The organism is Terracoccus luteus (assembly GCF_003635045.1).
Taxonomy (GTDB): Bacteria; Actinomycetota; Actinomycetes; order Actinomycetales; family Dermatophilaceae; genus Terracoccus; species Terracoccus luteus.
In genome coordinates, this window is record NZ_RBXT01000001.1 from 1457157 (window position 1) to 1470899 (window position 13743).

Here is a 13743-nt window from a genome sequence, read left to right on the forward strand (position 1 = left end):
TGCCGCCCGGGGGGCGATTTCCGGTCGCCGCACACGACCGGCTATCGTTCATCCGTCGCCCGCCACCGGTGGGCGCCCGGACGTATAGCTCAGTTGGTTAGAGCGCTCGCTTCACACGCGAGAGGTCAGGGGTTCGAGTCCCTTTACGTCCACCAGCGCACGACGACGGCCCCGCCCCTCTCGGGCGGGGCCGTCGTGGTGTCCGCGGCGGTGCTCCGGCGTCACCGGCCCTCAGGCGAGGCGCAGCACCCGCGACTCCCACGGGGCGAGATCGAGGCCGGTGCGCCCGTCGTGCGTCGCGAGCAGCACCTCGCCGCCGACGACGTCGGGCACGTGAGACGGGTCGACGGTGACAGCATCCGACGAGCAGTTGGCCAGCACGAGCAGGCGCTCGTCGCCGAGGGTGCGGGTGAAGACCCAGAGCTGCTCGTGGTCGGGCAGCAGCAGCTCGAAGCGGCCGTCGACGACGCACTCGTCAGAGTGACGCAGGGCGATGAGCGCGCGGTAGTGCGCGAACACCGACTGCGGATCGCGCCGCGCCGCAGCGGCGTTCACGTCGACGTGGTCGGGGTTGACTGCGAGCCAGGGCGTCCCGGTCGTGAAGCCGGCGGATGCCGTGTCGTCCCACTGCATCGGCGTGCGGGCGTTGTCACGGCTCTTGACGGCGAGCGACCGCATGACCGTCTCGGCGGCGAGACCGAGGCTCGTCGCCTCCGCGTGGTAGTTGACCGACTCGATGTCGCGGTACTGCTCGAGGGTCTCGAAGCCGGCGTTGGCCATGCCGAGCTCCTCGCCCTGGTAGACGTACGGCGTCCCCCGGTGCAGGTGCAGCACGGTGCCCAGCGTCTTCGCCGAGGCGACGCGGTGCTCGGGGGAGTCGTCGCCGAAGCGGGACACGACGCGGGGCTGGTCGTGGTTGTTCCAGTAGAGCGAGTTCCAGCCGACGTCGGCCAGGCCCACCTGCCACCGCTCGAGGCTGCGCTTGAGCACCGGCAGCGGCACGTCGGCGAGGTCCCACTTGGCGCCACCGGGCGCGACGTCGAGGTCGACGTGCTCGAAGGTGAAGACCATGTCGAGCTCGCGACGGTCGGGGTCGGTCACCCGCCGGGCGACGTCGATCGTCGAGCCCGGCATCTCTCCGACGGTGAGCAGGTGCTGGTCGGTGAGCCCGACCTCGCGGTTCATCTCCGCGAGATACTCGTCGAGGCGCGGCCCGTTCGCGACGAGGTCGAACGAGCTGCCGTAGGGCTGCCCGGGCTCCTGCGGCGCGTCGGGGAGGCCCACGTCCTTGCTGATGAGGTTGATGACGTCCATGCGGAACCCGTCGACGCCGCGGTCGACCCAGCGCCGCATCATCGCGTAGACCGCACTGCGCACCTCCGGGTTCTCCCAGTTGAGGTCGGGCTGCTTGGGCGAGAAGAGGTGCAGGTAGTACTCCCCGCTGTGCGGGTCGAGGTGCCAGGCCGGCCCCGAGAAGGCCGCGCCCCAGTTGGTCGGCTCCGCGCCCGGGGTGCCTGCCGCGTGGCCCTCGCGCGGCGGACGCCACCAGTACCAGTCGCGCTTCGGCGAGGCCGGGTCGCGCGCCTCGACGAACCACGGGTGCTCGTCGGACGTGTGGTTGACGACGAGGTCCATGACGACCCGGATGCCGTGGGCGTGGCACCCCTCGATGAGGGCGTCGAGGTCGGCGAGGGTCCCGAAGAGCGGGTCGACGTCCTCGTAGTCGCTGATGTCGTAGCCGTTGTCGTCCATCGGCGAGCGGTAGACGGGCGAGAGCCAGAGGACGTCGACCCCCAGGTCGGCGAGGTGGTCGAGGTGGGCGGTGATGCCGGGGATGTCGCCCACCCCGTCGCCGTCGCTGTCGGCGAACGAACGTGGGTAGACCTGGTAGACCACCGCGTCACGCCACCAGCCCGGTTCGCGCCGGGCGGGGACCGGTGTCGGGTGGCCGGCGGTCGGGGTCTCGGCGGGCGGCGGGGCGTCGTCGGCGTGGGGACTCACGCGGCGATCCTTGCACCCGGGACCACCCGACGGCGGCTACGGTCGTGACCATGATCGCCACCGTGTCGAGCCTGTTCATCTACCCCGACTCGGACGCGCCCGGGCAGCAGCTGGACCGGGTCGAGATGACCGAGACCGGGCCCGAGGGCAACCGGTCCAAGAAGCACGCCGTGCACCTCGTCACCGCCGGCCAGTACGTGCGTGAGCACCCCAAGGCCAACGTCGTGCTCGACATGGACGACTCCATGCTCGACAAGCTCGTCGGCCGGGTCGTGCGCATGGGCGAGGCCACCCTGTCGGTCACCCGCAAGCCCGCGCAGTGCGCGGGGGTCTACGCCGAGGTCGTCTCGCCCGGGCCGGTGGCGGTCGACGACGTGCTGCTGGTCGGCGACGACGAGAGCGGTGACGAGAGCGGTGACGAGAGCGGCGCCGGGGACGAGGCCGCGACGGGCCGGCCGCAGGCGGGCGACCCGGCCGACGGCCCCGCGTGACCATCCACACCGAGCACCCGTTCGAGACGCCCGACGGGGACCGCGACCCGGTGCGCCGGCTGCGGGCCCGGGTCGGCGCCACCGTCACGCTCTGGACCGCCGGCGAGGGCGTCGAGCGCGCCGGCCTCACCGTCTCGTCGTACCTCGTCGCGGCGGGCGACCCGGGTCGCGTGGTCGCGCTGCTCCACCCCGAGAGCGACCTGCTCGACCGGCTGGAGGACACCGGCACGGCGGTCGTCGCCCTGCTCGGTCAGCGTGACCGCGAGGTCGCCGACGCGTTCGCGGGCGTCATGCCCGCCCCGGGTGGCCCGTTCCGGCTGACGCGGTGGGAGCAGACCGAGTGGGGGCCGCGGCCCCTCACGGTGGCGACGTGGGCCGGCGTCCGGCTCGACGCCGCGGCCGTCCACGACGTGGGCTGGTCACGCCTCGTCGAGGCCACCATCGAGCACCTCGCCGTCGGCGACGACGACGCCCCGCTCGTGCACCGCCGCGGCCGCTACCTGCCCCCTGCCTAGGCTGGGGCGATGCGCGTCGTCGTCATCGGTGGCACCGGCCACATCGGAACCTTCCTCGTCCCCCGGCTCGTCCGGGCCGGCCACGAGGTCGTCAGCCTCAGCCGCGGGCGCAGCCCGCGCTACGCGGACGACCCCGCGTGGGGCGAGGTCCGCGAGGTCGTCGTCGACCGTGACGCCACGGAGCGTGACGGCACCTTCGCCCGCACCGTCGCCGACGTCGAGGCGGATGCCGTCGTCGACCTCATCTGCTTCACCCCCGAGTCGGCGGCCACGCTCGTCGAGGGCCTGCGTGGGCGCACCGGCCACCTGCTGCACTGCGGCTCCATCTGGCGGCACGGCCCGAGCCTGCGGCTGCCCGTGACGGAGGCGAACGGCGCCCCGCCGGTGGGGGAGTACGGCATCGCCAAGGCGGCGATCGCCGCGCACCTGGCGAGCGAGACGGCATCCGGTGGGCTGGTCACGACGACCCTGCACCCCGGTCACATCGTCGGCCCGGGCTGGCACCCCATCGGGCCGCTCGGCAACCTCGACCCGGGCGTCTGGTGGCGCCTGTCGGCGGGTGACCCGATCGTGCTGCCGGGGCTGGGGGCGGAGGCCATGCACCACGTGCACGCCGACGACGTCGCCCAGGCGTTCGAGCTGGCGCTCGCCGACCGGGACGCCGTGGCGGGCGAGGATCTCGACGTCGTGGCACCCAGCGCGCTGACGGTGCGGGGCTACCTCGAGATCGCCGCCTCGTGGTTCGGGCAGCGGGCGATGATCGAGCACGTGTCGTGGGAGCGGTTCCGGGGCGAGACCCCGGCCGAGCACGCCGACGCGAGCTGGGAGCACCTGAGCCGCAGCCACGTCGTCAGCATCGACAAGGCCCGACGCCTCATCGGCTACGCGCCCCGGTACGAGCCCGACGAGGCCGTGCTCGAGTCGCTGCGCTGGCTCGTGGAGCACGACCGGCTCGACATCGCGCGGCCCTTGCTCGACCGCTGACCGGGCGTCGGCCCCGCCGGTGCCGCCGGCACCCCCCGTGCCGCCTGCTTCGCCGGTGCCGCTCGGGGGCCGGTGACGCCGGTCAGCCGACGGTGTCGCCCTCGAGCATCTCGGTGCGCAGCCACGCCTCGGGGATGCCGAAGGCGTCGACGAGCACCGTGGCCAGGGGGCGCAGCTCGGCGCACAGCTCGTTGACGAGGGCGGTCACCGCCTTGGTGCGCGAGGCCCCGAGACGGTCGTGCTCGAGGTACCAGCCCTTGTGCCGCTCGATGGTGCTCAGGGCGTGGAGGTCGCAGACCCGGCCGAGCACCCGCGCGACGTCGGGGTCGTCGCACCGCTCCACCGCCGTCGCGAACGACTCGAGCACGAGCCGGTCGACGTGGGCGTTCGCGGCCTCGACGAGGTGGTCCTGGCACGAGTTGAAGGCCTCGAAGGCGTCGACCCCGGGGGCGTCGGCCCGTCGTAGCCGGCGGGCGACCCCTTCGACGAGGTGCTCCTCCCGCTCGCGCAGCAGGCTCAGCTGCGTGGCGCGGGCGGCGAACACCACCTCGTCCTCGCGTCCCGGCGTCGCGTCGACGAGACGCTGCACGAGGGCCCGGGCCGCGGAGCGCTCGACGAACGTGCCGGCCGTGAGCCGGGCCCCGAAGCGCACGATGCCGAGGGTGTCGAGGTCGCCGAACGTCGAGCGGTACTCCGCGAGAAGCGACTTCGCGACGAGCTGGAGCAGGACGGTGTTGTCTCCCTCGAAGGTCGTGAAGATGTCGGTGTCGCTCTTGGTCGCCGCGAGCCGGTTGGCCCAGAGGTAGCCGGCGCCACCGCACGCCTCCCGGCACTCCTGCACCGTGTCGGTCGTGTGCCGGGTCGTCACCGCCTTGAGCCCGGCCGCCCGCGCCTCGAGCCGCCGCCGGTCGCCCTCGTCGGCGACCCGGCCGGAGAGGACGTCGTCCATGGCGTCGACGAGGTCGTGCTGGGCGAACTGCAGGGCGTAGGCCGTCGCGATGCGCGGCAGCAGGCGTCGCTGGTGCGTGCGGTAGTCGAGCAGCGCCGCCTCGGCGTCACGGCCGGGGGCGTCGAACTGCCTTCTCGCGTCGCCGTACCGGGTGGCGACCGTCAGGGCGGTGCGCGCGGCTGCCCCCGCGCCACCGGCGACGGAGATGCGGCCGCGCACGAGGGTCCCGAGCATGGTGAAGAAGCGTCGTGACGGGTTCTCGATCGGGCTCGAGTAGACGCCGTGCTCGTTGACGTCGCCGTACCGGCCGAGCAGGTTCGTGCGCGGCACCCGCACGTGGTCGAACGACAGTCGGCCGTTGTCGACGCCGCCGAGGCCGAGCTTGGCGCCGTCGTCGCCGACGGTGACACCGGATGCCGGGTGGCCGGCGTCGTCGCGGATCGGGACGAGCACGCAGTGCACCCCGTGCTGCTCCTCGCCGACGACGAGCTGCGCGAAGACGGCGGCGAGGTGGCCGTCACGGGCGGCGTTGCCGATGTAGTCCTTGCGGGCGCCCGGCCCGGGGGAGTGGACGACGATCTCGTCGGTGGCGGGGTCGTAGGTGGCGGTGGTCTCCAGCCGCTGCACGTCGCTGCCGTGACCCGTCTCGGTCATGGCGAAGCACCCCTGCAGCTCGCCGCTGATGATCCGCGGCAGGAGGTGGTCGTGCCGCTCGGTGCCGAGCAGGGAGACGGCGCCGCCGAACAGGCCCCACTGCACCCCGGCCTTGACGAAGAGGGACAGGTCGGTGTGGCCGAGCATCTCGAAGGCCTCGACGGCGCGGGCGTACCGGCCGGTGCCGCCCTGGTGCTCGGGGAAGCCGTCCGCGACGAACGAGCGTCCGGCAAGGGAGGCCAGCTGCGCGGTGACGCGCGCACGGTGCTCCTCCATCGGTAGGGGCTCGGCCGCCGGGGCGAGGGCCTCGACGTCGAGGGCACGGCACTCGTCGCGCACCTCGGCCGCCCCGGCGTCAAGGCTGGCGCGGAGGCCGTCGACGAGGGCGGCGCGGTCGGCAGGACGGCTCGCGCCGGGCAGCGAGGGTCGACGGCTGGTGGTCGGTACGGCGGACACGGGTGACGTCCTTCAGTCGGAGATTCGGTCGGGGGTGCGGTCGGAGGTGCGGGACGCGGGGGCGACGACGACCGAGAGGCCGCGCCACGCGAGGTCGGTGAGGGTCTGCACGAGGTCGGCCCGCGGCTCGCGGTCGGGGCGGGCGAGCCAGTCGTCGGCGACGGCCTGCACCGACCCGACGAGCGAGACCGCCCACACGCGTGCCCGGCGGCGGTGCTCCGCGTCGGCCCGGGCGAGCGAGGGCTGCAGGAACCCGGCGAGGTGGTCGCTGAGGCGGTCGGCGACCTGGCCGACGGTCTCGCCCACGGGGTCGTCGGTGAGCGGCCGGTCGACGAGCGGGCGGTTGACGACGAAGCGGTACACCTCGGTGTCCGACTCGACGAGGGCGAGGTAGGCGTCGACCGTCGAGGCGATGAGCTCGCGGGGGCCGACGTCGCGGGCGTCGGGGCGGTCGAGCGCGGCGGACACCTGGGTGACGACCCGGGCGTCGATGCGCGCGGCCACGGCCCGGTAGAGGCCGGCCTTGTCGTCGAAGTGCCGGTAGACGACGGTCTTGCTCGTGCCGGCCTCCGCGGCGATGTCGTCCATACCGACCGAGGCGCCGTGGCGTCGCACGGCCTTGATGGTCGCGTCGACGATCGCGGTCCGTCGCTGCTCGCGGTGACGCGTCCAGCGGGCGTCACGCCCGTCGCGCGTCGGCGCCATCGCCTGCTCGCTCGTCATGTCCCGACGGTAACAGGTACCGGCTGTATCGAATACCGCGAGTGTCGGTTACCGTGGTCGCGTCCGAGGCGACCGTGCCGGCAACGACCCGCGTCGCGCCACCCGTCGCTCGTCACGACCACCAGGAGAGCCCGATGCCCGCCCAGAGCCCCTCGCGACCCCCGGCCGCCCCGAGGCGGGTCGCCGTCCTCGGCGGCAACCGCATCCCGTTCGCGCGGTCCGACCGCGCCTACGCCCGCGCCTCGAACCAGGACATGCTCACCGCCGCGCTCGACGGCCTCGTCGCCCGGTTCGGGCTCGCGGGGGAGCGGCTCGGCGAGGTCGCGGCCGGCGCCGTGCTCAAGCACAGCCGTGACTTCAACCTCACCCGGGAGGCCGTGCTCGGGTCACGGCTGGACCCGGCGACCCCCGCCTACGACGTCCAGCAGGCCTGCGGCACCGGGCTCGAGGCGACCGTGCTCGTCGCCAACAAGATCGCTCTCGGTCAGATCGAGGCCGGTGTCGCCGGCGGCGTCGACTCGGCCAGTGACGCGCCCATCGCCGTCAGCGAGGGCCTGCGGCGGATCCTCCTGTCGCTCAACCGGGCGCGCACCGTGGGCCAGCGCCTCGCCGCCCTCTCGCAGCTGCGCCCCGGCGACGTCGTGCCGAACGCCCCGCAGAACCGCGAGCCCCGGACCGGGAGGTCGATGGGGGAGCACATGGCGGCGACCGCGGCCCAGTGGGGCATCAGCCGCGCCGCGCAGGACGAGCTGGCGGCCACGAGCCACCACCACCTCGCCGCGGCGTGGGAGCGGGGCTTCTTCGACGACCTCGTCACCCCCTACCTCGGCCTCACCCGCGACGACACCCTGCGCCCCGACACCACCGTCGAGACGCTCGCCGGTCTGCGCACCGTCTTCGGTGACGGCGAGGGCGCGACCATGACCGCCGGCAACTCGACCCCCCTCACCGACGGCGCCTCCACCGTGCTGCTCGGCAGCGAGCGGTGGGCCGCCGCGCACGGGCTCGACCCGCTCGCGTGGTTCGTCGACGCCGAGACCGCCGCGGTCGACTACGTGCACGGTGACGAGGGGCTGCTCATGGCGCCCGTGTACGCCGTACCGCGACTGCTGGAACGGAACGGCCTGTCGTTGCAGGACTTCGACGTCTACGAGATCCACGAGGCCTTCGCCGCGACGGTGCTCACGACGCTCGCCGCCTGGGAGGACGCGGACTACTGCCGCGACCGGCTCGGCCTCGACGCACCCCTGGGAGCGATCGACCGCGACCGCCTCAACGTCAACGGCAGCTCGCTGGCGACGGGCCATCCGTTCGCCGCCACGGGCGGGCGCATCGTCGCCTCCCTCGCCAAGACCCTGCACGAGCGCGGCGGCGGCCGCGGCCTCGTGTCCATCTGCGCCGCCGGCGGCCAGGGCGTCGTCGCGATCCTGGAGGCCTGACCGTGCCCGACCTGTTCACCACCCTCGCCACCTCGCCTGTCGCCCGTCGGGTCGGAGTTCCGCAGCCGACCCGGCTGCGACGCTTCGCGCCGGGCGAACCCCTCTGCGACAGCCCGGTGCTCGTCGCCGGCGGCGGCGCCTTCGCCGGCGCCGTGCGCGACCACCTCGCCTCCCTCGGCGTGACCACCGTCGATGCCCTCGAGGTCGCCGAGGTCGCCGAGGGTGCTGTCGACGGGACCCCTCCGGTCACGGATGCCGGTCGGCTGGGTGCCGTCGTGCTCGACCTGAGCGCGGCCGTCGACCTCGGCGACCTCGACCGGCTCCGCACCCTCGGGGCGCCCGCGGTGCGGCGGCTCGCCCGCAACGCCCGGGTGGTCGTCGTCGGTCGCGACCCCGACACCGTGACCGACCTGGAGGCGGCTGTGACCCAGCGCGCCCTCGAGGGGTTCGTGCGCTCGCTCGGCAAGGAGCTGCGTGACGGGGCGACGGCGAACCTCGTCCTGGCGCAGGGTGGTCGGCCCGACGGTGTCGTCTCCGCCGCCTCGTTCTTCCTCTCCGGACGCTCGGCCTACGTCGACGGGCAGGTCGTCGTCGTCGACGACACGCCGACCCCGGCGTCGTCGACGACCCTGCTCGCCGGTCGGGTGGCCGTCGTCACCGGCGCCGCCCGGGGCATCGGCGCCGACATCGCCCGGGTGCTGGCCCGGGACGGCGCCCGCGTCGTGGCCGTCGACGTGCCCTCGGCCGGACAGGCTCTCGCCGCCGTCGCCAACGAGGTGGGCGGCACCGCGCTGCAGCTCGACATCACAGCCCCCGACGCGGGCGCCCGCATCGTCGAGCACGCCCGCGGTCGACACGGGGGCCTCGACGTCGTCGTCCACAACGCCGGCATCACGCGCGACCGGCTGCTCGTCAACCTCGACGAGCAGCAGTGGTCGAGCGTCGTCGACGTCAACCTCCGGTCGGTGCTGCGGATGAACCAGGCCCTGCTCGCCGAGGGCGGCCTGGGTGACGGCGGACGCATCGTCTGCGTCTCGTCGATCGCCGGCCTCGCCGGCAACCGGGGACAGTCGAACTACGCGGTGAGCAAGGCGGGGGTGGTCGGCCTCGTGCACGCCCTCTCGCGCCGCGTCGCCGGGCGGGGCATCACGGTCAACGCCGTCGCCCCCGGCTTCATCGAGACGGAGATGACCGCGCGGATCCCCTTCGCCACCCGGGAGGTCGGCCGGCGGATGAACTCCCTGCAGCAGGCCGGCCTGCCCCTCGACGTCGCCGAGGCGGTCTGCTGGCTGGCCCAGCCCACGAGCGGCGCCGTCACGGGGCAGGTGCTGCGCGTCTGCGGCCAGAGCCTGCTGGGGGCGTGACACCGTGACACCGTCGGACCGCGGCGCGGCGGCCTCCGGTTCGGAGGGGTCATCGCCGATCACGGTGCTGACCGCGGCACCCGACCTGCGGCGCCTCTACGCCACGGCCGCGCTGCGACGGGGGTCCGGCGACGACCTCGGGGGCCGCGTCGCCCGCTACGGCGTGCACGCCGACCCCGCCCGGGTCGCCGCCTACGCGCGCCTCTGCGGCTTCCCCGTCGGCGGCCCGCTGCCGCCGACCTACCCTCACCTGCTCGGCTTCCCCCTGCAGCTGCACGTCATGACCCGCCCCGGGTTCCCCCTGCCGCTGCTCGGCGCCGTCCACGTCGAGAACCGGGTCGCGCTGCATCGCCGGCTGTTGCCGGACGAGCCCCTCGACCTCACGGTGTGGGCCGAGGCGCTCCGACCACACCGCCGCGGCCGCCAGGTCGACCTCGTCACCCGGGCGACCGTGGCCGGCGAGACGGTCTGGGAGGGCGTGAGCACCTACCTGGCCCGCGGCGAGGAGCACCCGGACGCACCACGGTCCGAGCCGCCGGCACCCGACCAGCCGACCGGCATCCGGCCCGGGCCTCGGTGGCGCCTCGCGGAGGGCGCGGGGCGTGCCTACGCCGCGGTCTCGGGCGACTGGAACCCCATCCACGTGCACGCCCTGACGGCCAGGCCACTCGGCTTCCGGTCGGCCATCGCGCACGGGATGTACTCGTACGCAAGGGTGCTCGCCGCCCTCGGCTCGCGGCTGCCGCGGGAGGGACTCACGAGCCACGTGTGGTTGCGCAGGCCGGTGCCGCTGCCGTCGACGGTCACGCTCGACACGACCTTCGCCGGTCACGGGTCGCTCTCGACCCTCCGCGCCGAGCGGGGCGACACGGTGCACCTCGTCGCGCGCACCGCCTGGTGAGCCGGCCTACTCGTAGAGCACGTAGTCGGGCTTCGGCCGCAGCGCCAGCACCTGCTTCGGCGTCATGATCGGCCCGAACTCGCCGTCCTCCTCGTAGAACAGCTTGAAGCCCGGCTCGACGCTGGTGGGCAGGTCCTTCGTCAGGCGCTTCCACGTGCTCGTCTTCGCGCCGGGTGACCCGATGCCGTCGACCGACTTGATGACGACGACGCCCTGGTGCGTGCGGATGTCGTCCTCGTCGCGGACGATCGACGGGGAGAGCTGGTGGAAGACGAGGGCCTTCTCGGGCAGGTCGTGCTTCGCGACGACGCCGGAGAGGTAGGCGGCGACCGCGTCGATCTCCTTGCCGGTCGTGTGCCCGAAGACCTTCATCGGGACCTCACCCGGCCCCATCGCCCACTCCGGGTCGAGGGCGATGCCGACGTCGGGCTGCTCGAGCCACGGCTCGTAGTGCTCGACCTCGTCGAGGAAGTCGGCCCGCCCGGGCTGGATGTTGATGAGCATGATGCCGCCCACCCGGCGGGCCGCGGCGAGGTAGTCGTCGACGACGGAGGCCTTGACGCGGGAGCGGTACTTGCCGTCGGCTCCGGGGCGCCCCTGGACGATGGTCGCGATGAGCTCGAGGACCGGCATGACCTTGCGGCCGTCGGCGTAGGCGGTGCCGACCCGCTTCAGCTCGGCGGCGCGCTCGTCGAGGTCGCCGATGCCGAGCCGCCCCATGGCCTTGCTGCCGGGCACCCCGGCGTAGCCGACGAGGCGGTACTCCGGCAGCAGCGAGCGCCCCCCGCCGGGCAGCTGCGGGGGCGCGGACGTCGTGGGCGTCGCGGGGGCGCCACTGCCGGTCGCGCCGGTCGCGTCCTGTGACTGCGACGACGAGCCGGGTGCCCCCGGCGCGGGGGCGCCGGTGCCGGTGGCGGACGAGCACGCGGCGAGGGCGAGCAGGGCGCCGGTCGTCACGGCCACCACGGCCGAGCGGGTGCGGTGGAGCGCGGGCACGGGGGGACCTCCAGCGTGACGGATGCCGTTCGCCCCGCACGGTACGTCACCGACCTGCCCCACAGCGGCACCGACGACGCGGGTCGCACCGGCCCGGGGGACACCAGCGACGTCGTCGGCGCCACCGGCCGCAAAGCGCGTCGCGACCTCCCGCGCGCAGTGGATACCCTTGCCGGGCCGCGACCACGCGGCATCCGACCCGTTCGTCGACCACCTCACGAGGAGCCACACCGTGTCTGCACAGATCAGCGTCACCGTCGCCGGGAGCGAGCGATCGGTCGACGAGCAGACGACGGCCGGTGACCTCGTCGGCGGCGACCGCGCCGTCGTCGTCGCCCGCGTCAACGGAGAGCTGCGCGACCTCTTCCACGTGCTCTCCGACGGCGACGTCGTCGAGCCCGTCACGGTCGACAGCGAGGACGGCCTCGCCGTGCTGCGCCACTCCGCCGCCCATGTTCTCGCGCAGGCGGTGCAGTCGGTGAACCCGCAGGCGAAGCTGGGCATCGGCCCGCCCGTGCGCGACGGGTTCTACTACGACTTCGACGTCGAGACCCCGTTCACCCCCGACGACCTCAAGGCGCTCGAGAAGTCGATGCAGCGCATCATCAACGAGGGCCAGACCTTCGCGCGTCGGGTCGTCAGCGACGCCGACGCCCTCGACGAGCTCAAGGACGAGCCGTACAAGTGCGAGCTCGTCGGCCTCAAGGGCGGCGACGCCGAGGACGCGGCCGAGGGTGCGGGTGTCGAGGTCGGTGCGGGCGAGCTGACGATCTACGACAACATCCGGCGCGACGGCTCGCGGGCGTGGGGCGACCTGTGCCGTGGCCCGCACGTGCCGAGCACCAAGGTGATCGGCAACGCCTTCAAGCTCATGCGCTCGGCCGCCGCGTACTGGCGCGGGTCGGAGAAGAACCCGCAGCTGCAGCGCATCTACGGCACCGCCTGGCCGAGCAAGGACGAGCTCAAGGCCTACCTCGACCGGCTGGCCGAGGCCGAGCGCCGCGACCACCGGCGGCTCGGCACCGAGCTCGACCTCTACTCCTTCCCCGACGAGCTGGGCTCGGGGCTCCCCGTCTTCCACCCCAAGGGCGGCGTCATCAAGCGCGAGATGGAGGACTACTCGCGCCGGCGCCACGTCGAGGAGGGGTTCGAGTACGTCGGCACCCCGCACATCACCAAGGACGGGCTGTTCCACACCTCCGGCCACCTGCCGTACTACGCCGACACGATGTTCCCGCCCATGGAGCTCGAGGGCGCGAAGTACCAGCTCAAGGCCATGAACTGCCCGATGCACAACCTCATCTACCGCTCGCGCGGGCGGTCGTACCGTGAGCTGCCGCTGCGCCTGTTCGAGCTCGGCTCGGTCTACCGGTACGAGAAGTCGGGCGTCGTGCACGGCCTGACCCGCGTTCGCGGCCTCGAGATGGACGACTCGCACTCCTACGTCACCCGTGAGCAGGCACCGGCCGAGATCAAGCACCTGCTCGACTTCGTGCTCGGCCTGCTGCGCGACTTCGGCCTCGACGACTTCTACCTCGAGCTGTCGACCCGCGACGAGGACGGCGACAAGAAGGACAAGTTCATCGGCTCCGACGAGCAGTGGGCGGAGGCGACGTCCATCCTCGAGCGGGTCGCGACCGAGTCCGGCCTCGAGCTCGTGCCCGACCCGGGCGGCGCCGCCTTCTACGGCCCGAAGATCTCCGTGCAGGCCCGTGACGCGATCGGGCGCACGTGGCAGATGTCGACGATCCAGTACGACTTCAACCAGCCCGAGCGCTTCGGCCTCGAGTACCAGGCGGCCGACGGCTCGCGCCAGCAGCCGGTCATGATCCACTCGGCCAAGTTCGGCTCGGTCGAGCGGTTCCTGGGGGTGCTCGTCGAGCACTACGCCGGCGCCTTCCCGGTCTGGCTCTCGCCCGTGCAGGTGCTCGGCGTGCCCGTCGCCGACGAGTACGCCGACTACGTGCAGGACATCCTCACCACGCTGAAGCGCAAGGGTGTCCGGGTCGAGCTCGACGCCAGCGACGACCGGTTCCCGAAGAAGATCCGCAACGCGAGCAAGGCCAAGGTGCCCTACGTGCTCATCGCCGGTGAGGACGACCGGGCCGCGGGCGCCGTGTCGTTCCGCTTCCGCGACGGGTCGCAGAAGAACGCCGTGCCGGTCGACGACGCGGTGGCCGAGATCCTCGCCGCGATCGAGGACCACCGCCAGGTCTGACCCGCCTTGCCGCCGGCGAACACACCGAGCAATGGTCAGGTCATCGAGGTGC

The 13743-nt window shown here is 73.4% G+C and carries 11 protein-coding genes and 1 tRNA gene; 8 read left to right on the plus strand and 4 right to left on the minus strand.

Annotated features, from left to right (window positions below):
- The first annotated feature begins 78 nt into the window (after positions 1-78).
- Positions 79-155, plus strand: a tRNA-Val gene (locus tag DFJ68_RS06695).
- Between the two features lie 76 nt (positions 156-231).
- Here DFJ68_RS06695 and DFJ68_RS06700 read toward each other — a convergent pair.
- A complete protein-coding gene (locus DFJ68_RS06700; protein ID WP_121032068.1) occupies positions 232-2001 on the minus strand; it encodes a glycoside hydrolase family 13 protein in 1770 nt (589 codons plus the stop codon).
- 50 nt (positions 2002-2051) lie between these two features.
- On the opposite strand from DFJ68_RS06700, the gene DFJ68_RS06705 reads away from it, so the two are divergent.
- Genes DFJ68_RS06705 through DFJ68_RS06715 form a run of 3 tightly spaced genes read left to right on the plus strand, consistent with a single transcriptional unit; the run spans position 2052 to position 3991 of the window.
- Positions 2052-2492, plus strand: coding sequence for a hypothetical protein (locus tag DFJ68_RS06705; protein WP_211333282.1), 441 nt, complete (start codon positions 2052-2054; stop codon positions 2490-2492).
- The gene (locus tag DFJ68_RS06710) at positions 2489-3007 is read left to right on the plus strand and encodes a flavin reductase family protein (RefSeq protein WP_121032070.1); all 519 of its coding nucleotides are present in this window, start codon (positions 2489-2491) and stop codon (positions 3005-3007) included. Before DFJ68_RS06705 ends, DFJ68_RS06710 begins: the two co-directional genes overlap by 4 nt.
- A 9-nt stretch (positions 3008-3016) precedes the next feature.
- Positions 3017-3991 (plus strand): NAD-dependent epimerase/dehydratase family protein, encoded by a 975-nt coding sequence (locus tag DFJ68_RS06715; RefSeq protein WP_121032072.1) that lies wholly within the window; start codon positions 3017-3019, stop codon positions 3989-3991.
- Between the two features lie 82 nt (positions 3992-4073).
- Here the strand turns inward: DFJ68_RS06715 and DFJ68_RS06720 are convergent, their stop codons facing one another.
- Both DFJ68_RS06720 and DFJ68_RS06725 read right to left on the minus strand, forming a co-directional pair.
- Positions 4074-6050, minus strand: coding sequence for an acyl-CoA dehydrogenase family protein (locus tag DFJ68_RS06720; RefSeq protein WP_245963512.1), 1977 nt, complete (start codon positions 6048-6050; stop codon positions 4074-4076).
- 12 nt (positions 6051-6062) lie between these two features.
- On the minus strand, positions 6063-6773 hold the full coding sequence (locus DFJ68_RS06725) for a TetR/AcrR family transcriptional regulator (protein WP_211333283.1): 711 nt from the start codon (positions 6771-6773) through the stop codon (positions 6063-6065).
- A gap of 134 nt (positions 6774-6907) precedes the next feature.
- Between DFJ68_RS06725 and DFJ68_RS06730 the strand changes: the two genes are divergently transcribed.
- From DFJ68_RS06730 to DFJ68_RS06740, 3 genes are read left to right on the plus strand one after another with little or no spacing between them, the layout of a single operon-like run.
- Positions 6908-8212, plus strand: a complete 1305-nt coding sequence (locus DFJ68_RS06730) for an acetyl-CoA C-acetyltransferase (RefSeq protein WP_121035163.1) — start codon at positions 6908-6910, stop codon at positions 8210-8212.
- Positions 8213-8214: 2 nt separating this feature from the next.
- Positions 8215-9576, plus strand: a complete 1362-nt coding sequence (locus DFJ68_RS06735; RefSeq protein WP_245963513.1) for a 3-oxoacyl-ACP reductase — start codon at positions 8215-8217, stop codon at positions 9574-9576.
- A 4-nt stretch (positions 9577-9580) separates the two neighbouring features.
- The gene (locus tag DFJ68_RS06740) at positions 9581-10477 is read left to right on the plus strand and encodes a MaoC/PaaZ C-terminal domain-containing protein (protein ID WP_245963514.1); all 897 of its coding nucleotides are present in this window, start codon (positions 9581-9583) and stop codon (positions 10475-10477) included.
- A 6-nt stretch (positions 10478-10483) separates the two neighbouring features.
- Here the strand turns inward: DFJ68_RS06740 and DFJ68_RS06745 are convergent, their stop codons facing one another.
- Positions 10484-11473, minus strand: coding sequence for a hypothetical protein (locus DFJ68_RS06745; RefSeq protein ID WP_211333284.1), 990 nt, complete (start codon positions 11471-11473; stop codon positions 10484-10486).
- Between the two features lie 232 nt (positions 11474-11705).
- Here DFJ68_RS06745 and thrS point away from each other — a divergent pair, with 232 nt between their 5' ends.
- Positions 11706-13691, plus strand: a complete 1986-nt coding sequence (gene thrS, locus DFJ68_RS06755; protein WP_121032076.1) for a threonine--tRNA ligase — start codon at positions 11706-11708, stop codon at positions 13689-13691.
- Positions 13692-13743: the final 52 nt, after the last annotated feature.